The sequence below is a fragment of the Robinsoniella peoriensis genome (assembly GCF_000797495.1).
Lineage (GTDB): Bacteria > Bacillota > Clostridia > Lachnospirales > Lachnospiraceae > Robinsoniella > Robinsoniella peoriensis.
This window is the reverse complement of sequence record NZ_JTGN01000025.1, coordinates 13,319-34,395: the sequence shown is the minus strand read 5'-3', so window position 1 is coordinate 34,395 and position 21,077 is coordinate 13,319. Positions and strand designations below refer to the sequence as shown.

General features: G+C 42.4%; 18 protein-coding genes. 12 read left to right on the top strand and 6 right to left on the bottom strand.

What is annotated here, in order from left to right; genetic code table 11:
* Window positions 1-3: 3 nt before the first annotated feature.
* Together QR40_RS28780 and QR40_RS28775 are read right to left on the bottom strand one after the other, a co-directional pair.
* The gene (locus QR40_RS28780) at window positions 4-801 is read right to left on the bottom strand and encodes an ABC transporter ATP-binding protein (RefSeq protein ID WP_027296414.1); all 798 of its coding nucleotides are present in this window, start codon (window positions 799-801) and stop codon (window positions 4-6) included.
* 237 nt (window positions 802-1,038) lie between these two features.
* Window positions 1,039-1,848 carry a hypothetical protein gene (locus QR40_RS28775; RefSeq protein WP_044297856.1) on the bottom strand — a complete coding sequence of 270 codons (810 nt, stop codon included), beginning with the start codon at window positions 1,846-1,848 and terminating at the stop codon, window positions 1,039-1,041.
* A 272-nt stretch (window positions 1,849-2,120) separates the two neighbouring features.
* Between QR40_RS28775 and QR40_RS28770 the strand changes: the two genes are divergently transcribed.
* The 4 genes from QR40_RS28770 (at window position 2,121) to QR40_RS28755 (ending at window position 6,569) form a co-directional block, all read left to right on the top strand.
* Window positions 2,121-2,564: an ACT domain-containing protein gene (locus QR40_RS28770; protein ID WP_027296416.1), complete on the top strand. Its 444-nt coding sequence runs from the start codon at window positions 2,121-2,123 to the stop codon at window positions 2,562-2,564.
* A 53-nt stretch (window positions 2,565-2,617) separates the two neighbouring features.
* Complete coding sequence (locus QR40_RS28765) at window positions 2,618-3,832, top strand: homoserine dehydrogenase (RefSeq protein ID WP_044297855.1); 1,215 nt, start codon at window positions 2,618-2,620, stop codon at window positions 3,830-3,832.
* Window positions 3,833-4,085: 253 nt separating this feature from the next.
* A complete protein-coding gene (locus tag QR40_RS28760) occupies window positions 4,086-5,285 on the top strand; it encodes a cofactor-independent phosphoglycerate mutase (RefSeq protein WP_027296418.1) in 1,200 nt (399 codons plus the stop codon).
* 72 nt (window positions 5,286-5,357) lie between these two features.
* Window positions 5,358-6,569, top strand: a complete 1,212-nt coding sequence (locus QR40_RS28755) for an aspartate kinase (protein WP_027296419.1) — start codon at window positions 5,358-5,360, stop codon at window positions 6,567-6,569.
* A 77-nt stretch (window positions 6,570-6,646) separates the two neighbouring features.
* Here the strand turns inward: QR40_RS28755 and QR40_RS28750 are convergent, their stop codons facing one another.
* Window positions 6,647-7,375: a DUF975 family protein gene (locus QR40_RS28750; RefSeq protein ID WP_027296420.1), complete on the bottom strand. Its 729-nt coding sequence runs from the start codon at window positions 7,373-7,375 to the stop codon at window positions 6,647-6,649.
* Between the two features lie 156 nt (window positions 7,376-7,531).
* Between QR40_RS28750 and QR40_RS28745 the strand changes: the two genes are divergently transcribed.
* Complete coding sequence (locus QR40_RS28745) at window positions 7,532-7,957, top strand: DUF2752 domain-containing protein (RefSeq protein WP_044297854.1); 426 nt, start codon at window positions 7,532-7,534, stop codon at window positions 7,955-7,957.
* 19 nt (window positions 7,958-7,976) lie between these two features.
* On the opposite strand, the gene QR40_RS30475 is transcribed toward QR40_RS28745, so the two are convergent.
* Window positions 7,977-8,543 carry a DUF4190 domain-containing protein gene (locus QR40_RS30475; protein WP_052431114.1) on the bottom strand — a complete coding sequence of 189 codons (567 nt, stop codon included), beginning with the start codon at window positions 8,541-8,543 and terminating at the stop codon, window positions 7,977-7,979.
* A 158-nt stretch (window positions 8,544-8,701) separates the two neighbouring features.
* Between QR40_RS30475 and QR40_RS28735 the strand changes: the two genes are divergently transcribed.
* A complete protein-coding gene (locus tag QR40_RS28735) occupies window positions 8,702-10,852 on the top strand; it encodes a Tex family protein (RefSeq protein ID WP_027296422.1) in 2,151 nt (716 codons plus the stop codon).
* Window positions 10,853-10,930: 78 nt separating this feature from the next.
* Here the strand turns inward: QR40_RS28735 and QR40_RS28730 are convergent, their stop codons facing one another.
* Together QR40_RS28730 and QR40_RS28725 are read right to left on the bottom strand one after the other, a co-directional pair.
* Window positions 10,931-11,845 carry a LysR family transcriptional regulator gene (locus tag QR40_RS28730; RefSeq protein ID WP_044297853.1) on the bottom strand — a complete coding sequence of 305 codons (915 nt, stop codon included), beginning with the start codon at window positions 11,843-11,845 and terminating at the stop codon, window positions 10,931-10,933.
* Window positions 11,846-11,859: 14 nt separating this feature from the next.
* Window positions 11,860-12,957 (bottom strand): radical SAM/SPASM domain-containing protein, encoded by a 1,098-nt coding sequence (locus QR40_RS28725; protein WP_027296424.1) that lies wholly within the window; start codon window positions 12,955-12,957, stop codon window positions 11,860-11,862.
* Window positions 12,958-13,115: 158 nt separating this feature from the next.
* Between QR40_RS28725 and QR40_RS28720 the strand changes: the two genes are divergently transcribed.
* The 6 genes from QR40_RS28720 to QR40_RS28695 all read left to right on the top strand — a co-directional run bounded on the left by QR40_RS28720 (window position 13,116) and on the right by QR40_RS28695 (window position 21,077).
* A complete protein-coding gene (locus QR40_RS28720; protein ID WP_044297852.1) occupies window positions 13,116-14,900 on the top strand; it encodes a sensor histidine kinase in 1,785 nt (594 codons plus the stop codon).
* Window positions 14,901-14,914: 14 nt separating this feature from the next.
* A complete protein-coding gene (locus QR40_RS28715; RefSeq protein ID WP_027296426.1) occupies window positions 14,915-16,528 on the top strand; it encodes a response regulator transcription factor in 1,614 nt (537 codons plus the stop codon).
* A 149-nt stretch (window positions 16,529-16,677) separates the two neighbouring features.
* Window positions 16,678-17,994: an ABC transporter substrate-binding protein gene (locus tag QR40_RS28710; protein WP_044297851.1), complete on the top strand. Its 1,317-nt coding sequence runs from the start codon at window positions 16,678-16,680 to the stop codon at window positions 17,992-17,994.
* 105 nt (window positions 17,995-18,099) lie between these two features.
* Window positions 18,100-18,999 carry a carbohydrate ABC transporter permease gene (locus QR40_RS28705; RefSeq protein WP_027296428.1) on the top strand — a complete coding sequence of 300 codons (900 nt, stop codon included), beginning with the start codon at window positions 18,100-18,102 and terminating at the stop codon, window positions 18,997-18,999.
* Between the two features lie 13 nt (window positions 19,000-19,012).
* A complete protein-coding gene (locus QR40_RS28700; protein WP_044297850.1) occupies window positions 19,013-19,840 on the top strand; it encodes a carbohydrate ABC transporter permease in 828 nt (275 codons plus the stop codon).
* Window positions 19,841-19,898: 58 nt separating this feature from the next.
* Window positions 19,899-21,077 (top strand): glycoside hydrolase family 88 protein, encoded by a 1,179-nt coding sequence (locus tag QR40_RS28695; protein ID WP_044297849.1) that lies wholly within the window; start codon window positions 19,899-19,901, stop codon window positions 21,075-21,077.

Below are 21,077 nucleotides of genomic sequence, written 5' to 3'. Positions count from 1 at the left end.
CTCCTATATTTCATATTGCCGGTAGAGTCGGGCAACCAGTTCGTCCAGAGACTCGTTTTCGGAAGCCATGTCCTTAAATTCCCGGAGAGAGCCATCCATTAGAAGACGTCCTTTGCCAATCAGCATAATGCGGTTTGTGAGGGCTTCAATATCCTGCATATCATGCGTTGTCAGAATAATTGTTGTATTATGGTTTTTATTAAGATTTAGAATAAAATTGCGAACGGCAATCTTAGAGACTGCATCCAGCCCGATAGTTGGTTCGTCCAAAAACAAAATTTTGGGGTTATGTAAAAGGGAGGCGGCAATTTCACAGCGCATTCTTTGCCCCAGGGAAAGCTGTCTGGTAGGGGTTTTGATAATATCTTCAAGATTCAGAAGGGCAGCCAGTTCATCTTTCATTTTTCGATAAATGTTCTCCGGTATCTTGTAGATGTCTTTCAGTAATTCAAAAGAATCAATGACGGGAACATCCCACCACAGCTGGGAGCGTTGTCCGAAAACGACTCCGATTTCTTTTACATGTGCTGTCCGTTCCTGATATGGAACACGTCCATTAATCAGACAGGTTCCGCTGTCAGGTGTCAGTATTCCGCTTAATACTTTGATTGTGCTGCTTTTGCCGGCACCATTGGGGCCTATATAGCCCACCATTTCGCCATCAGGGATTGTAAATGAGATATCATTCAACGCTTTGATTTCACGGTATTGTCTGTGAAAAAGAGCTTTCAGGGCAGACGCCAGCCCAGCATTTCGATTTGCGACCCGAAAGGTCTTGCATAAGTGTTCCACTTGAATCATGGTAAACCTCCTGGTAGTAATATTTTGGAAACAACAGTTAATATGTTACTTCAAATATCTTGCCAAGCGACAGAGTCCGGGGGACAGACCCATTTCCCCTTGGATTTTGCCAAGGGAACCCGTTGTGGTAAATATTTACTTTTAAGAAAAAGCAGTCGTGAGCGGCTGCTTTTTGGTAGAAAGGATATTTATTTTAGCACTATACATGGGATGAAGTCAAGTAAGAATATGGTTATTTTAGGATATTTTAGGAGGAACTTCCTCCGTTGGACCCGTTTCATTATCCAGCGTGAAAGATCCTTCATTTTTAACTAGAATGGTATTTTCGTTGGCAGTATTGGAAGATACCGTATCTCCATCAGAAGTTTCTTCGGTACCATCAACCGTTTTGGAGCCGTTCAGATCGGTGGATTCTTCAGTGACGTCATTCATTTTACCTCCGCGCCCTCCGCCATTTCCCCCGCCGAAGTCGGAGATGGTAACAGAAACAACGGTTTCACCATCCATGATGACAGTCAGAATTGTTCCGTCCGTGATATCATCAATGGTTGCGTCACTGCTCTGTCCCATACTGTCTTTGGTAATCGTTGTACTTTCATCTATGGTAATTGTCTTTTCTTCTCCGGTAAGGGTTAATCCGCCGGGTCCCCCGCCATTGCCGGAGGGAGGAGAGCCGCCATTATCACCGGAAGGAGGAGTGCCGCCAGTCCCATCACTATCCTCTGTTTGGACAGCGTCCCCGCTGGTGGGTTCAGAAGGTTTTTCTCCATTTCCCGGCGGAGTAGAATCGCCGTCCGGTCTGGCTGCTCTTTCTCCAAGTGCAAGAGTTATGGTATTCCCATCTATGGCTGTAACCTGACCGGTTATGGCATTATCGTCTCTTGTGGTTTCGCTCTGGGAGCTGTCAGCAGTTTCTGCACCTGTTTCCACGTTTGAAGAGCTGCCGGAAGAATCATTCTGGGCATTGCCCAAAGAAGACTGGCATCCTCCAAGCAGGGTACATGAAACGGTAACGCATAATAACAGGGCAATTAATTTATTTTTCATACAATCATCCTTTCTGGTATCAGTTAGTGAACAGGTATCAAATCACTCGTTGTAATCATACAATCCAATGCTGAAATTAACCTGAAGAAAAGTATGAAGAATTTGTGATGCTTAGAAAACCGAACTTCCTAAGTTTACCCTATTTGTCATGGAGCATTTTCAAACAGGCTCTTGGGTAAATTAGAAAAAACTATTGCACTTCTAATCTAAATATGTTAGTATCTTCCTTGTGAATACAAATGTATTTGTGAAGCAAACACGAGGAGGTTCCAATGTCGGAAAAAAGTCAGTATTTTGTTGTTAAGCAGAAGGCGGTACCGGAAGTGTTATTAAAGGTAGTGGAAGCGAAGCGGTTATTAGAGTCGGAACGTGTGGAAACGGTTCAGGAGGCGACAGACCGTGTAGGCATTAGCAGAAGTTCGTTCTATAAATATAAAGATGATATATTTCCATTTCACGATAATGCCAAAGGAAAGACCATTACCTTTGTAATACAGATGGATGATGAGCCGGGTCTTCTTTCAGATGTATTGAAAATAGTTGCCCAGTTCGGTGCCAACATTCTTACGATCCATCAGAGTATCCCGATCAACGGAGTGGCTTCGCTTACCTTAAGCGTAGATATTTTACCCACTACAGACGATGTATCCAAGATGGTAGAAGAAATAGAGAATAAAATAGGTGTTCACTATTTAAAAATATTAGGCAGAGAGTAACATACATATAAATGGTTTGACAGCATCATGGTCGATGCAGATAGGAGGAAAAAATGATTCAGATTGCAGTGTTAGGTTACGGTACAGTAGGTTCGGGTGTAGTGGAGGTTATCAACACCAACCACAGCAGCATCAATAAAAAAGCCGGAGAAGAGATTAATATTAAATATGTCCTTGATTTAAGGGATTTTCCGGGAGATCCGATCCAGGATAAAATCGTACATGATTATGAAGTTGTGGTAAATGACCCCGAAATCAAAATTATTGTTGAAGTTATGGGTGGGGTTGAACCGGCGTATACATTTGTAAAGAGAGCACTATTAAGCGGAAAAAGTGTATGTACTTCCAATAAAGAATTAGTGGCAAAACACGGTGCAGAACTTTTGGATATTGCCAGAGACCGCAATATAAACTTTTTGTTTGAAGCCAGCTGCGGTGGGGGGATTCCGATTATCCGCCCGTTAAATTCATCACTTACTGCAGATGAAATTGATGAAATTACAGGAATTTTAAATGGAACAACCAACTTTATTTTGACAAAAATGATCGAAGAAGGTTCTGAATTTGAAGATGTATTAAAAGAAGCGCAGGAAATGGGTTATGCAGAACGCAATCCGGAAGCGGATGTGGAAGGACATGATGCCTGCCGTAAAATAGCTATTTTATCTTCTCTTGCATTCGGGAAACAGGTTGATTTTGAAGATATCTACACAGAAGGTATCACAAAAATCACGGCAACGGATATCAAATATGCAAAAGCCCTTGGCAAGACTATTAAACTTTTGGCTTTCAGTAAAAAAGTGGGAGAGAGCTTTTATGCTATGGTAGCACCGGTATTGCTGGGACCAACGGATCCCCTGTTCAGCGTTAACGGTGTGTTTAATGCAATATTTGTACATGGAAACGTATTGGGAGATGCAATGTTCTATGGAAGCGGTGCAGGAAAACTGCCTACAGCAAGTGCAGTAGTATCTGACGTGGTAGATGCAGCAAAGCATCTGCATAGAAGTATTATGTCATTCTGGAGCAGCCATAAGCTGGAACTTACCGACATCAGTAATTCCCAGAGAAAATTCTTTGTACGTGTAAAAGGAAATCAACAGGATGATCTTGCTAAGATCGAAGAAATTTTCGGAACAGTGAAACCGGTGATAGTTTCGGGAGTAGAAGGCGAATTTGGATTTACCACAGAGATTCTGTCAGAAGCTGAATACAGTGCGAAGGCAGCGAAACTTGGAACTGTTATTAATAGAATCAGAATGAGATAAGCTTACAGCGTTGCATTGACGGCAAATGAACAGAAAGTACCTTCTAAGCGGAAGGATACCAAAGGACATCTGCCTCCGGTGCAAGGCTGTATTGCTGTTTAAATTCAAAATATGGTTAGCCGGGCTGAAAGAAAATTAGAAAAGCAGAGAGGAAACCCGCACGATGATGCTTTCAGCCTGTTAAGGGCGTTAATAAAAACGCTTAAGTGCGGCAATATTGCAGGTTTGCCTGCAGTATGCAATAGGTGATAATATGAAATATATTGTAGTTTTAGGCGATGGAATGGCAGATGAACCGATTGATCAGTTAGGCGGAAAAACACCGCTTGCATATGCAAAAACTCCTGTGATGGATGCTTTAGCTAAAGTATCTGAGATAGGAATGCTCCATACAATTCCACAGGGAATGAGCCCGGGAAGTGACACCGCGAATCTTTCCGTTATGGGATATGATCCAAAAGAATATTATACAGGAAGATCTCCTTTGGAAGCGCTCAGCATCGGTGTGCCGATGCAGGCAACGGATGTAGCCCTCCGCTGTAATCTGGTAACGCTTTCGGAAGAGGAGCCTTATGAAGAGAAGACAATCATTGATCACAGCTCAGGTGAAATCAGTACAGAAGATTCAGCAGTGTTATTGAATGCAGTGCGGGAAGCACTGGAAGATGAGCGTTATAAATTCTATGTTGGTACCAGTTACCGCCATTGTCTGATCTGGAATCAGGGGAACGTAGTTGCGTTAACACCGCCTCATGATGTTCTGGGGCAGGTAATCGGAAAGCATCTTCCGGAGGATCGCGTACTTGCCGAAATGCAGAAGAAGAGTTATGAAATCCTGGTGAACCACCCGATTAATATCGAACGGAAGAAACAGGGAAAAAATCCAGCGAACAGCTGCTGGTTCTGGGGGGCAGGAACGAAACCTGCGTTATCCTCATTCGAAGAGAAATTCCATAAAAAGGGAGTTATGATCTCCGCTGTGGATTTGCTTAAAGGGATTGCAGTAGGAGCAGAAATGGATAATATTACGGTTGAAGGCGCAAACGGAGGCCTGCACACCAATTATGAAGGCAAGGCGCAGGCGGCAGCGGATGCACTGTTAAAAGACGGCTATGACTTCGTGTATATACATGTAGAGGCACCGGACGAGATGGGCCATCAGGGAAGTGTAGAAAAAAAGGTTCAGGCTATTGAATTTTTAGATGAACGTGTGATAAAATACGTAAAGGAACAAATGGATGCAGCTGGTGCAGATTACCGTATGCTGGTACTTCCTGACCATCCGACGCCGATCTGCGTACGTACACATACTTCTGATCCTGTGCCGTATCTGCTGTATGACAGTACAGCACCGGGAAATGAGACATGGAACTATAATGAGGCAGAAGCAAAGGATAGTGGAAACGACATTGCCAAAGGGCACCTGATGATGGAATATTTGTTCTCTAAATAAAGCGAAATGGCATATCCGGGAGTTTTGTATTTCCGGGGAAGCCCAAAGTAAATGAAGACGCAGGAGAAAAATATGTTAGTAGTAAAAAAATTTGGCGGTACTTCTGTAGGCAGCAAAGACAGAATTCTAAATGTTGCAAGAAGATGTATTGAAGAACATCAAAAAGGGAATGACGTGGTAGTCGTTCTTTCCGCTATGGGTAAGACAACGGATGAATTGCTTGCCAAGGCGAAAGATATTAATCCAAGAGCTTCAAAAAGAGAAATGGATATGCTTCTTACCGTAGGAGAGCAGACTTCTGTATCGCTTATGGCAATGGCGATGGACGCTTTAGGTGTTCCGGCAATTTCTTTAAATGCATTCCAGATAGGAATGAAAACCACATCGGCATATGGAAATGCCAGGCTCAAGAACATTGATACGGAACGAATCAGACATGAATTGGAAAGCCGCAAGATTGTAATCGTCACAGGTTTTCAGGGTATCAACAAATATGATGATTATACCACTCTTGGACGTGGTGGATCAGACACGACGGCAGTGGCGCTGGCAGCAGTGCTGCATGCAGATACATGTGAGATCTATACGGATGTGGATGGCGTGTACACAGCAGATCCCCGTATCGTAAAAGATGCCAGAAAAATGAAAGAGATTACATACGATGAAATGTTAGACCTGGCAACACTGGGCGCCGGCGTACTTCATAACCGTTCCGTAGAGATGGCGAAAAAATATGGAGTAACCCTGGTAGTGCGTTCAAGCTTAAATGATTCAGAAGGAACTGTGGTTAAGGAGGAAGTTAGCGTGGAAAGAATGTTGGTAAGCGGTGTCGCTTTGGATAAAAATGCTGCAAGAATTTCAGTAATGGGGTTAAAGGACGAACCAGGTATTGCTTTCAAATTATTTGATACATTGGCAAAGAAACATATTAACGTAGACATTATCCTGCAGTCGATTGGACGTGAGGGAACAAAGGATATCAGTTTTACGGTAGATGAAGATGAAGCAGATGAGACAATTGCAATTCTGACGGACAATAAAAACCGTATTACTGCAAAAGAAATTACCTGTCAGAAAGAAGTGGCAAAGATGTCAATTGTAGGTGCCGGTATGATGTCAAATCCCGGAGTTGCTGCGAAAATGTTCGAAGCGCTGTACAATGCCAGAGTGAATATTAACATGATTTCTACATCAGAAATCCGTGTGACTGTACTGGTAGACCAGGAGGATGGTGAAAAAGCTCTCCGTGCCTGCCATGAGGCATTTGGACTGTCTGAAATATAGAAGAATCAGATAGATGCACATAAAATCAGACAAATAAAAAGAGCAGAATTTCTGCTCTTTTTATTTGTCTGAAAAGTTTAATTCATTGCAGCCGGAGGCAGTTCACCCCGCAGATCCATATAAAATAAAGTGAGTGTTGTATTCATATATGGAGCAATCCAAAGGAGTCCGATATAACAGGAAAGGACACTGAGCAGCAGAAGACCGATGAAACTGATGATCAGGTAAAACAGGCGGCCTTTGTTTCCACGCATCATTTCCTTACTTTCCCGGAGAGCATCCATTACTTTCATATGCGGATCGTCAATGTATAAATATACTGCCTGAGAATAAGACAGCATTAAAAAAATTGATGCAACTACGCCGATAACCTCAAACAGGATCAGCAGCAGGTCCAGAACCAGAAGATCCAGAGCCTTGCTTAACACTGCCAATAAGATTACAGGCAGGAAACATGCCAATACCATGAGAAATAAAAGAATTAGAATTGCAATCACATGGTCCGGATAATTCCGGAACCCGTACAGGATATCCCCGATTTTATATTCTTTATTTCGGCAGAGATTTAAAAACAGGCTGGACATTCCGGCAGAAAGAACGCCTAAAAGGATCGAAACAATAAATTCGCACAGGTAACTGACAATGAGCCCGGATGTAGTAAAGGTTCTTAATAAAGTAAAAGTGCTGAAAAAAGTAATTATAAAAGTGATAACAAAGAAAATAATCACGGCGCCCATTGGTACGGAATAATTGCCAAGGAGCTTCCCTTTTGCTATACTTTTTAGTTCTGATGATGAACGTTTCATTTTGTATACTCCTATCTGAATATATTTGTCAAATCGCAGCAGTACGGATGCAAAATTTTGCAACTTTAGCAGTCCTATGTTATACTGGTACAGCAAAACTTACTTATACAATGTTCAGAGCATTTTTCATATATGCCCTAGACTGGAGGTATTACCTTGAAGAAGGAAAGCGAAAGAAAAAGTTTATATAAAATCGGCTGGATATTTTTGATACTGGGAAGTATTCTGACTATCCTGGTAAAAGCATTTCACATACAGTTGGGAGCCTTTTTACTGCCCTGCCTGGTACATAAATATACAGGGCTGTATTGCCCCGGATGCGGAGGAACCCGCGCATTCTCTTTCTTAATGGAAGGCCATTTCCTAAAATCCTTGTATTACCATCCGGTGGCGGTGTATGGTGTGGTAATATACCTGTGGTTCATGATTTCAAATACCATTGAAATCCTCTCAAAAGGACGGTGCAAAATTGGCATGTTCTACAGAGACAGGTATATCCATATTGCGGTAATCATTATAATACTGAACTTTCTAATAAAAAATGCAGTCCTGATCATTTGGAAATATCCAATGATTCCGTAGTCCCATAAACCAGAAATGCTTATATGGCATCATTGGGAACCGGTGTTACACTGGATTTGGGATTTTCTTTGATCTTCGGCATGTTGTCGCCGCCGTTGAAATATTTATTAAAATAGTCTTCCAGGTCCTGTGAATTCTGGTCTGGCTGCTGGGAAGAGCCGCCGGAAGAACCATCGGATGAACTATCATATCCATAATAATCTAAATAATCCTGATACATCTTTTCGAAGGTTGTATTTCCCATATAAGTGTTGCTCACCAAAACGGCAATGATCATAAAAACACTGATGCCGATTCCGGCAATGGATATTCCAAGTCCCGTCTTACTCCGGGAATCCATACGGGTTGAGCTGCCTTTCGACAGTAAGGCTAGAATAATGCCTATCGCGCCTACCGGAATGGAAATATACAGGCAGCAGGATGTCACCAGGGATATAATTCCCAGAATCATAGCTGCAGTTGAAAATGAATTTGACTCGGGACCGGGGCCGTAATTACCGGGCGGAGGGTTCTGTCCGTAATTATTTGGCGGGGTACCGTAATTATTAGGGGGAGTCCCCTGATTATTGTAATTTTCGTAATCCATAATAAACGCTCCTTCGCATTTGATATTCTGTATTATAATAACATAACAAAAATTGAAACACAAGAAATTCCTTGCCCGCTTCCGGGTTTTGAAGTATAATAGCCAAAGAATAAAAACAATTGGGAAACATTCCAATATACATAGCTAAGGAGATAAACATGGATATTAATAAAAGTTTGGCGAGAGAGCTGTCAGTAGATCTATGGCAGGTGGAAGCTGCCGTAAAATTAATAGATGAGGGAAATACCATACCATTCATTTCAAGGTATCGTAAAGAAGCAACCGGATCCTTAAATGACGAAGTACTTCGTAAGCTTTACGAACGGCTTACTTACCTGCGAAATCTGGAAGAGAAAAAACAGCAGGTATTATCCAGTATTGAAGAGCAGGGAAAGCTGACTGAAGAATTAAAGAAACAGATTCTTGGGGCAGAGACCCTGGTAGTGGTAGATGACCTGTACCGCCCATACCGTCCGAAGAGAAGGACAAGAGCCACAATTGCGAAAGAAAAGGGACTGGAACCCCTTGCAAATATTATTCTCCTGCAAATGACCACAAAGCCGCTGGAAGAAGAAGCAAAGGCATTTATATCCGAGGAAAAAGAAGTACTGACTGCGGCAGATGCCATTGCCGGTGCAAAAGATATCATCGCCGAAAATATTTCTGACGAAGCAGATTACCGTATTTACATAAGAAATATCACGGAAAAAGAAGGCAGAATCATATCTGCGGCAAAAGATGAAAAGGCAGAATCTGTATATGAGATGTATTATAATTATGAAGAAGCCATCTGTAAAGTAGCAGGGCACAGAACCCTTGCTCTGAACCGCGGGGAAAAAGAAAAGTTCCTGAATGTGAAAATTGAAGCTCCGGAGGAACGCATTTTGCAATATCTGGAGAAGAAGATTATCATAAAAGAGAATCCGGTCACAGTACCGGTGTTAAAAGATGTGGCAGAAGACAGTTACAAACGTCTCATCGGTCCTGCAATAGAACGAGAAATCAGAAATGCAATGACAGAAAAAGCAGAAGACGGAGCCATCAGCGTATTTGGCAAAAATCTGGAACAGCTGCTTATGCAGCCTCCAATTGCCGGACAAACAGTCCTGGGATGGGATCCGGCGTTTCGTACCGGCTGTAAACTAGCAGTCGTTGACCCAACCGGAAAAGTGCTGGATACAACGGTAATCTACCCTACGGCACCTACTTCCGAAGCGAAAATAAAAGCGGCAAAAGATACCCTTAAGAAAATGATTAAGAAATATGGAATTACTTTATTTTCAGTAGGAAATGGAACGGCATCACGGGAATCAGAAATGATTATCGTAGAATTATTTAAAGAGATCGACGAGCAGGTGCAGTATGTAATCGTAAATGAAGCAGGAGCTTCTGTTTATTCAGCAAGCAAGCTGGCGACCGAAGAGTTTCCAAACTTTGATGTGGGACAGCGAAGTGCCGCTTCCATAGCAAGAAGAATTCAGGATCCTCTGGCGGAACTGGTTAAGATCGATCCAAAGTCTATCGGTGTGGGACAGTACCAGCATGATATGAATCAGAAAAAATTAAGTGAAGCTCTGGGCGGTGTAGTAGAAGACAGCGTAAACAAAGTTGGAGTGGATCTTAATACCGCATCCGCATCCCTTTTAGAATACGTTTCCGGCGTTTCCAAAGTGATTGCAAGAAATATTGTTGCCTACCGGGAAGAAAATGGCAGATTTACAAACCGCAGGCAGTTATTAAAGGTTGGAAAATTAGGACCAAAGGCATTTGAACAATGTGCCGGCTTTATGAGAATACCGGGAGGAGCAAATCCCCTGGATGCCACCAGTGTCCATCCGGAGAGTTACGATGCGGCTAAAAAGCTTCTGGAAACTTTAGGATTTAGTGTGGAAGATATCACGGCAGGCAGGCTTGACGGATTATCTAAGAAAATCCGGGATTATAAAAAGCTTGCAGCTGACTTAGAAGTAGGTGAGATTACCTTACGGGATATTGTAAAAGAACTGGAAAAACCGGGACGTGACCCACGTGACGAAATGCCAAAACCAATTCTGAGAAGTGACGTACTGGATATGAAAGACCTGACTCCGGGAATGACGCTTAAAGGAACTGTCAGAAATGTAATTGATTTCGGGGCTTTTGTGGATATCGGTGTGCATCAGGACGGTTTAGTGCATATCTCCCAGATGAGTGATAAGAAATTTGTAAAACATCCGCTGGATGTTGTAAGCGTTGGGGATATTGTAGAGGTAAAAGTGTTAAGCGTAGATCTGCCTAAGAAAAGAATCTCTCTGACAATGAAAATATAATAAGATATCATTACCGAAATAACAATATGCAAAAACAGACAAGTGCCGGAACGTGCATTTGTCTGTTTTTCCCTGTAGTTACGAATTAGAATGCATACGATTTGCATTTTCATCCTGAAAAAGATTTTTGCACAACTCAATAAAGTGCTTTGCAGAACTTGTTAAGAACTTATTTTTATGGTAAATAATATGGAATTTGCGCAGGAAAGATAATCCCTCAACTTTTATTTTACATATGGAATCCCGATACTGGGGGGCATCATCTACAAACTGCGCAGGTACAATGGTGATGCCCAGATCATTGGCAGCTGCATGAATCAAAGCAAGTGTACTGGTACTCTCCCATACGGGATGAAGAACCAGGTTCTTAAGAAGCAGGCTGCTGTCAACGATTTCCCTTGTTCCGCTGTTTTTTTCACGTAATAATAATGGCTGTCCGGAGAACTCAGTCAGTGTGATCAGAGGTTTCACGGCAAGGGGATTTGTTTTACTGCAGATGATGCATAATTCATCTTCGCAGAGGCATTCACCAAAGATACTGTCCGCATGGATTGGCCCTTCTATAAGGCTGAAGTCCAGTTCGTTTTGTAAAATTTTTTCTTCCAGGATATCAGAGCTGTTAATCAGGATTTCTGTTTTCATATGGGGATATTCTTCCCGGAATGCTTTTACCAGACGGGGCATATAATGTGTGCCAAGAGTCATACTGGCGCCAATACGAAGGGTGCCGATATTATCACAGTCACGCATTTCTGTTTCCAGGGTATCAAATAAAGACACAATATGTGTGGCATAGCTGTAGGCTTTTCTGCCCGCGTCTGTTATATACATTTTTCTTGAAATCCGTTCAAATAAAGGAACTCCGTAATAATCTTCCAGTTCCCTGATTGCCAGGCTGACGGCGGGCTGGGACAGAAAAAGCTTTTGTGCCGCTGCCGTAACACCTTCACAGTCACAGACCGCAGCCAGGATACGCATGTGTTTCAGTGTCATGAGGGGCTCCTTTCTTACATTGTCTGCGCAATCTCATACAGCTTGGGATAAGCTTCGTACAAAAAGTCCTGATAGGGGCAGTAATCCTTGATTTGATTATAAAATGGGCGGTAGCGTTTACAGCCGCATCCGCAGAGGGATTTTACCTTACAGGTTTCGCATAATGAGGAAATCTCCGTATTATATTCTAAAAATTTCCTGGTGGCCGGGCTGCTTTTTATTTGTTCGAGATTGTCAGTTAAGATGTTGCCGCTTTTGTATTCGTCCAGTACATAAAAATCGCAGGGATAGACGCTCCCATCGGATTCCAGAACAAATTGGGGTGTGCAAAAGCCCATTAATCCGCACTGCTCCGCAGGACGGCCGCGAAGCATCCATACAAGGTTATCGAATTGGCGGACACTGACATAGCGTCCTTTTTTTAATTCCTCATACCACAGCAGAAAGAAGCGCTTCATAAATTCTGCATAACCCTTAGGATCCAGGTCATGAGGAGCAGTCAGATCCGAATCTAAAGGGCGCAGGCAGGGAATCAGCTGAACAAATTTAAAGTCCTGTTTTAGATAGAACTGAAATAAAGTCTGGGGTTTTTTAGCGGTCTGTTTTGTAATTACGGACAGGATATTAAAGTCTACGCCATACTTTCGGAAAAGCTTTAAGGTATGGTTTACCTGGTCATAGGTGCCCTTGCGGTTGCTGCCAAGCCGCTGATAATCGTGAATTTCCCGGGGACCGTCCAGAGATAATCCCACCAGAAAATGATATTTCACAAACATCCGGCACCAATTTTCATCTATCACGATACCGTTGGTCTGGATAGAATAAGAAATTTTCACCCCGGTAGGCGCCAGTTTTTCTGCCTGTTCCGTAAAATATGTAAAATATGATAGTCCTGCCATGGTAGGTTCCCCGCCCTGAAAAGTAAAGCTGATGGAGGCAGGGGATTTTACCCCGGCAAACGTTTTAGCCAGAAGACAGTCCACGGTATCTGCTGCCATGATACCATAGGAAGCAGTTTCCCGGTGACTGGCAACATCGTAATAAAAGCAATAGCGGCAGCGCATATTGCAAAGTGATGAGGCAGGTTTTATAAGCATGGAAAAATAATTCATAGGATACTCCTTAAAATTTTTAAGAATCGGTCAATGCCGGCATCTTGTGAATTTATTATAAAACGGGATTAGAAAAAAAGCAATCGGACAGTATGGACAAACCATCTGCTGATGTTTTACAATAGGTTCATATAAAAGATAATAGAGGAGAGGTGTGTATGAAAAACAATTGGAAAGAACAGATCTTAGGCAAGACCATTAAAGCCCGCCTCATCCGTTATAACTTATGTATCGTCAGTACAATTGCCCTGTTTTCCTGTATTTGCAGTTATCTGATTTCCAGCAGAAATGCCAGAGAGATAGCGGTTACCGCACTGGAGCATGAAGTGGAAGGCTTTGCGGGACTCTTTGGCATGGGATATGAAGAAATGATGAATATTGTTCTGAATTGTGCGGAACGAAGTACCATGAATCTTGGGAAGCTGGATCTTGAAGCATCTGCCAGGAACAGAAAAGAAGCTATGAATTACACCAGGACGATCAGTGATTACTGTGCAGTTTCAGGCTATGGTGAATATATTGCAAAATTGATGGTGTTAAACGAGCAGAATGATTTTGTCCAGGCAGGATATGAGCCGGGCAGCAGCAATGATCCACAGGCACTTAGATCGGCTGACTGGTTTGCAGGTGAATTATCCAAGTCTACAGAACTGTATGTCCTGGATATGGTAGATTCGCCCTTTTGGGGAGGAAAAAGTGAAAAACTGCTGCCTCTTTTAAGAAAAGTAAATAATAATTCATCCTACAGCGGGGATGGCTGGGTATTTCTGGGCATTTCGGCAAAATTATTTCGGGATGCCTTAAAAGAAGTGCAGCATGAGAACCGCATAGCAGTAGTGACAGCCACGGGAAAGACGGTGGCTGCAGTGAATGAAAAGAGCGTCGGGGAGGACGAAGCATTTATCCGGATGCTGTTACAGCAGGGATCCGGAAAAGATACTTTCCGAATGAAGATGAATGGAGAAAAATGCATGGTTTCTTATGTCAGGAATCCAAAGAGCGGGATTCTGGTATACGAGATTCTGCCATTGCACAGGGTAGTCAACAACAGTTTTATGATTCTGATGATCATCCTGCTGATTTTCACCTCCTGCATCAGCATTGGAATGGTTCTTTCCTCATTCTTTACCAAACGTATTAACGAACCAATAGATAAACTGGTATCCCATATACGACTGCTGTCACACGGGGATTTCACAGTAGATCCTAAGATTGAAAGTGAGGATGAGATAGGTACCATTGGGAAAGGTGTCAACCATATGGCCGCAAAGATAGAAGAGCTGGTGGATATGAAGGTAGAAAGTGAAAAAGAGAAGAAGAATCTGGAGATTAAGATGCTGCAGGCACAGATTAACCCTCATTTTCTGTACAACACCCTGGACTCTATCCGGTGGATTGCAATCATTCAGAAAAACAGCGGCATTGTGAAAGTGGTTACCTCGCTGTCATCTTTGCTTAAAAATATGGCTAAAGGATTTAATGAGAAGATAACATTAAAGCAGGAGCTGGATTTTCTGGCTGACTATATCGTAATCGAGAAGGTGCGGTATGTGGAACTGTTCGATGTGGAGATCGATGTGGAACCAAAAGAGCTGTATCAGGCGAAAATAGTCAAACTGACCCTTCAGCCCCTGGTAGAAAATGCCATATTCTCAGGGATAGAGCCCAGCGGAAGAAATGGTCTGGTACAGATAAAGGCGGTAAAGAAGGGGCAGGATCTGTGCATTACGGTGAGAGATAATGGAATCGGAATGGATAAAGAAAAAGCAAAGCAGCTGTTAAAAGATACAGAAACGGTGAAAAGCAGTTCCATGAGCGGCATTGGACTGCCAAATGTGGATCGAAGAATGAAACTTGTATATGGGGAATCTTACGGACTTTCCATACAAAGTGAACCGGGGCAATACACACAGATTACCGTGATGCTGCCTTTAGAAATGTAAGAGGGAGATAAAGAATGTACCGTGTGATGATAGTAGATGATGAGCCATTAATCCTGGCAGGGGTAACATCATTAATTGAATGGGAAGATTACAATTGCATCATTGCTGGAAAGGCAACAAATGGACAGAACGCACTGGAGCAGATTGCAGAAATTAATCCGGATATCATAATAACGGATATTAAAATGCCGGCCATGGATGGAATTGAATTGATGAAAAGATGCCGGGAAGCAAAAAGCCAGGCAGCATTTATTATTTTAACAAATCTGGAAGAATTCAGCCTGGCTAAGCAGGCGGTGAAGTTTGGAGCAACGGATTATCTGGTTAAAATAGAGCTGACGGAAGATACACTGGCTGAAAGTCTGAAACGTGCGGTCAGGGAATGTGAGAAAAACAGGGCAGCAGGCAGCAGTCCGGAAAATGTCGGGAAAGATACGATACATATGCAGCAGAACTGTGAAAGTTTATTCCGGAAATTATTATTGGAAGAAACGTTGGAAGAAAGAGACGGTGAATACCAAAATCTGATGGCGGATTATAATACTCCGGTTATGATACTTTTGCGTATGAATAATTCCAGTTCCTACTTTCAGGAGTCATTTTCCGAAAAAGACCGAAAAAAAGCAATGTCCTATACAGAAAATATTTTAAAAGAAATGGTAAAGCGCTTCTTTCGCTTCTCCAGTATTCTGGAATGGGAAGAGACCGGATTTTTAATGATTGTTTCGGGTGGGGATGCACAGGAAACCAAAAATAAGATTACCCAGATGTGTCAGAAGATGATTTCCGTAGTAGAAGATTACTTTGGGATGCAGACAGTGGCAGCTGTTACGGCTGCGGCAGAAGATATCCATGGGCTTCCCGGATATCTGCCCCAGCTGGAAAGATGTATGGAGGCTTACTATTACCAAATGCAGTCACCGGTTATTTTTTACCGTGACGATCTGCAGACTTATCAGGAACAGAACCGGAATTTTGACATCACCTTTCTGAAAAAAGATATGACACTTGCCCTGGGACAAAATGACAGCGTCAGAGTAAAAGAAATTATCAGTCAGTTGATTAGTCTGTTCCGGGAATTTACGCCGGCGCGGAAACAGGCAGTCAATGCCTGTATTAATCTATATACATTTGTAGTACCATTTTACGAGGGGACAGAAGAAATTCCGGGAGGAAAGTTTCCAGATACGATGCAGATGGCTGAAAAGCTGAAACGCATTGGGAGCCTTCACGATATTCTCATGTGGCTGGAAACTTTTGGCGATAAAATCTGTCAGGTCATGGAGGGGCGGGCATCCGGGAAATCGGATCGCGTTATTGAAAGGATCCGCCGCTATGTGACAGAACATTATCAGGAAAAGCTAACACTTGCCATGGCGGCAGAAGCAACCGGAATCAGTCAGGGATATTTAAGCAGTATCTTTAAAAAGCAGACCGGAAGCAATTTTACGGATTATGTGGCCTGGATTAAAATTGAGAAGGCAAAAGACCTGATTCAGGAACACCAATATATGATGTATGAGATTTCCGATATGCTGGGATTTGAAAATCCTTATTACTTCAGCAAGGTATTTAAAAAAGTGACGGGCATTACACCGAAGGAATATGAAAATAGTGCAAGGATCTGAAGATAGTAATATTTTTTTTCCAGACCAGTGTAAGATAGTAATAGAAATATAGGGATCTTCCATTTAATCCGGGACTTGAATTTGTTATATTAGTCTCAAGGATAAAGCAGTGAGTTAAACATTATCCATAAGAAAGGGAGGTTTCTAGTATGAGATTCAAAAAGGCAGCAGCAGTAGTTCTGGCATCTGCGATAGCAGTGACTGCATTTACCGGATGCGGCAATAAGGCGGCAGATACATCCAACGAAAAAACAGCAAGTGAAAATGCCAAAGAGGGGACAAAGAAAAAGTTAACGGTTACCACCTGGGATAACGACATCTCTCCCCAGTTTCGGCTTGCCGTGGAAACATTTCAGGAGAAATACCCGGATGTAGAAGTGGAAATTATAGATACTGCTGCAAATGAATATAACAACAAGCTGACCGTAATGCTGGCAAGCGGGGATGCTGACCCGGATATAATCTTTGTAAAAGATATGGGCTCCCAGTTGTCCATGCAGGCTAAGGGACAAATCCTAAATCTGGATGAATATATCAAGAAAGATAACCTGGACATGTCAATTTATAATAATACGGCGGAGAAACTTCAGATTGACGGAAGTTATTATACACTTCCTTATCGCTCAGACTGGTATGTTTTATTTTATAATAAAGATCTCTTTGACAAAGCAGGTGTTCCTTATCCATCCAATGATATGACCTGGGATGAATACGAAGATCTGGCAGGGAAGATGACTAGCGGAGAAGGAAGTGAGAAAGTATTCGGAACCCATAACCATATATGGATGGGGCTGGTTTGTAACTGGGCATTACAGGATGGAAAACATACTCTGGTTGCGGATGACTATTCTTTCTTAAAACCATATTACGAGCAGGCTCTTCGTATGCAGGATGAGGGAGTTATTCAGAATTATGCGACCCTTAAGACCGGCAACCTGCACTATACCAGCGTCTTCCAGCAGCAGCAGTGTGCGATGATGCCCATGGGAACCTGGTTTATAGCCAACATGATTCAGGCACAGAAATCGGGAGAGACAAATTTTAACTGGGGATTTGCCACCATACCACATCCAAAGGATGTAGAAGCAGGAAATTCCGTGGGTGCTGTTACTCCAATTGCAATCAATGCAAAAACCGATGAGCCTGATCTGGCATGGGAGTTTGTAAAATGTGCCACAAGCGGTCAGACAGCGGAAAAACTAGCGGAAAATGGAATGCTTACTGCAGTTCAGAATGATGCAATTATGGATAAACTGGTATCCACAGATGGATTTCCAAAAGACTGTAAGGATGCACTTACGTTAAAAGGCATGGTCTTTGACCGCCCCCTGGATAAAAATATCGAAGCAATCCGTAAAGCCATTGAAGAAGAACATGATCTGATCATGATCGGTGAGCAGGATGTGGATACCGGACTGGCACATATGGCAGAGCGCGTAAAAGAAGTGAAGGAAAATAATAAATAAACAAATAACAACCAAATATGGAAAGGGCATCTGAATACCGGGAAATCCCCTGTTTTCAGAGAGCCCTTATATTTTGAAACTTTTTTGGGAAAAGGGGGAAAAAAGATGCAATTAACAATGAAACAAAAGCGCAAAATTAAGAATAATCTGGTAGGATATTCTTTTATTTTACCTAATTTTATCGGCTATTTTATTTTTATTTTCATACCTGTGTGTTTCTCTTTTGTACTGAGTGTGATGGAATGGGACGGGTCGGCTTCTCCGATGAAGTTTGTTGGATTAGAGAATTTTTCAAGACTTTTATCGGACAGCACCTTTTTAATATCATTGAAAAACACCGTACTCTATGCTATCGGAACGGTGCCGTTAACCGTAGCGGCGGCCCTTTTAATCGCGGTGCTTTTAAATAGTAAAATAAAGGGAATTGTGATATTCAGAACCGCATTCTTCTTCCCGTATATCGCATCTTTAGTAGCGGTAGGAGCGGTATGGAACATGCTTTTTCAACCTGATTTCGGTCCAATAAATGAAATGCTGAAAGTAATCGGACTTACAAACCCGCCAAGATGGGTAGCATCTACCGTGTGGGCACTTCCGGCAATTATTATTGTCAGTATATGGAAATACATGGGATATTACATGATTGTATATCTGGCGGCGCTGCAGGGAATATCAAAGGAAATGTACGAAGCAGCCAGCCTGGATGGCGCTACGGGTTGGAAAAAGCTTCGTTATATCACCATTCCGATGCTGAAGCCTACCACATTTTTCGTAGTAATGATGCTTACCATCCAGTGCTTTAAAGTATTTGACCTAATATATGTAATGACTCAGGGCGGGCCGGGCAGGTCTACGAATGTACTGGTAAACCATATCTATAATGCGGCGTTTGTAGAGTTTAAGTTCGGATATGCCAGTTCCAGTGCAATTATACTGTTTGCGATTGTTCTGGTTGTAACTCTGGTTCAGTTCAGAGGTGAAAAGAAGTTCACCAGCTATATGTAGAGGAGGAAGTAAGATGGAGAATAAAAGTAATAAGAAAAAAATAGCAGTTTATGCAGGACTCACTCTACTGGCAGTGATTATGATTATCCCTTTTTACTGGATGCTGATTTCTTCCGTAAAGTTAAATAAAGATGTCTTCAGCATACCGATGAAGTGGATTCCGGAAAGTTTTCAATGGGAAAACTACAGGCAGATATGGGATAAAATACCTCTGCTGACATTCTTTAAAAACTCCATCAAGCTGACGGTCATTACCACGTTAATTCAGTTGGCAACCAGCTGTTTTGCGGCATATGGCTTTGCGAAAATGGAATTTAAGGGAAGAGATGTTTTATTTTTAATTTATGTGACCACCATAGCTGTTCCGTGGCAGGTATACATGGTTCCCCAGTTTACCTTAATGTCAAAAATGGGGCTGAATAACACACATGTGGGATTGATTATGCTGCAGGCATTTTCTGCATTCGGGGTATTTCTGATGCGTCAGTTTTATATGAGTATCCCAAGAGAATTATCAGAGGCTGCCAGAATCGATGGATTGGGGGAATACCGTATATTTGCCAGAATCTGTCTTCCATTGGCAAAACCGGGTATCGCAACGCTGGTTATTTTTACCTTTGTCAATGTATGGAATGACTTTATGGGGCCATTGATTTATTTAAACAGTACAGAACTGAAGACGATCCAGCTTGGTATCCGTATGTTTATATCACAGTATGCAGCAGATTATGCCTTAATAATGGCAGCATCCGTATGTGCACTGATTCCGGTGGTAATCATCTTTATTTTCTGCCAGAAATTCTTCGTAGAAGGAGTGGCGGCAAGCGGTATCAAAGGATAAAATAGCAGAGAATGAATGAAATAGTGGAGAAGGAAAGAAATAGATAGAGGAGGTAACTATGGCGCAGACATTCGAAGCATTACAAAATTATAAAAGCGTTACAAAGGAGCAGCTTACCACTGCAGTAGAAAATGCAGTATCCATTATAAAAGGAAACCTGACGGATTTTACCGATCATTTTCAATCGCCTAATACATATCACGGTTTTTACGAGCAGACGGAAAATGTTGAGTGGACCACAGGGTTTTGGACCGGGGAAATCTGGCTGGCATACGAGTTTACCAAAGATCCTGCTTTTAAAAAAGCAGCAGAAATACAGGTCAGAAGCTTTCTGCACAGAATAGAAGAAAAGATTGATGTAAATTACCATGATATGGGATTTCTGTACAGCCTGTCCTGCGTGGCGGCAAATAAAATATGCGGAAACGAAGAAGGAAAACGTGCTGCGCTTTTAGCAGCAGACCACCTGGCATCACGCTACCGGGAAACAGGAGAATTTTTACAGGCCTGGGGAAATGTAGGTGATAAGGACAATTACAGGCTGATCATAGACTGCCTTTTAAATCTGCCGCTGTTATACTGGGCAACAGAAGTATCCGCAGAGGAACATTATGCGCAAAAAGCCGAAAAGCACATGGAGACAGCAATGAAATGCATTTTGCGAAAGGATCACTCCACCTACCATACTTATTTTATAAATCCGGAAACCGGGGAACCGGCATATGGGGTAACCCATCAGGGAAACCGCCATAATTCTGCATGGGCAAGAGGGCAGGCATGGGGAATTTATGGTGTGGCGCTGAGCTGCCGTTACCGGAAAAAAGAATCTTATTTAGAGATATTCCGAAGTGTTACAGACTATTTTCTGGAGCATCTGCCCCAGGATCTTATACCATACTGGGACTTTGATTTTGATACGGGAAGCCTGGAGCCCAGAGATTCTTCTGCAGCAGCAATTGCCGTCTGCGGCATTTATGAAATGGCTGATTATCTGGAAAAAGAAGAAGCAGAGAAATACTGCATGGCGGCAGACAAAATATTGTGTGCCCTGATAGAAAGATGCAGCGTTGTCAGTATCCGACAGTCTAACGGACTGCTGCTTCATGGAACCTATGCCAGAAGTTCCAATGAAAATACCTGCAAAAACAGAGGTGTGGATGAATGCAATACCTGGGGGGACTATTTTTATCTGGAAGCCCTCAGAAGAAAAAGCGGAGACTGGAATCCATATTGGTAG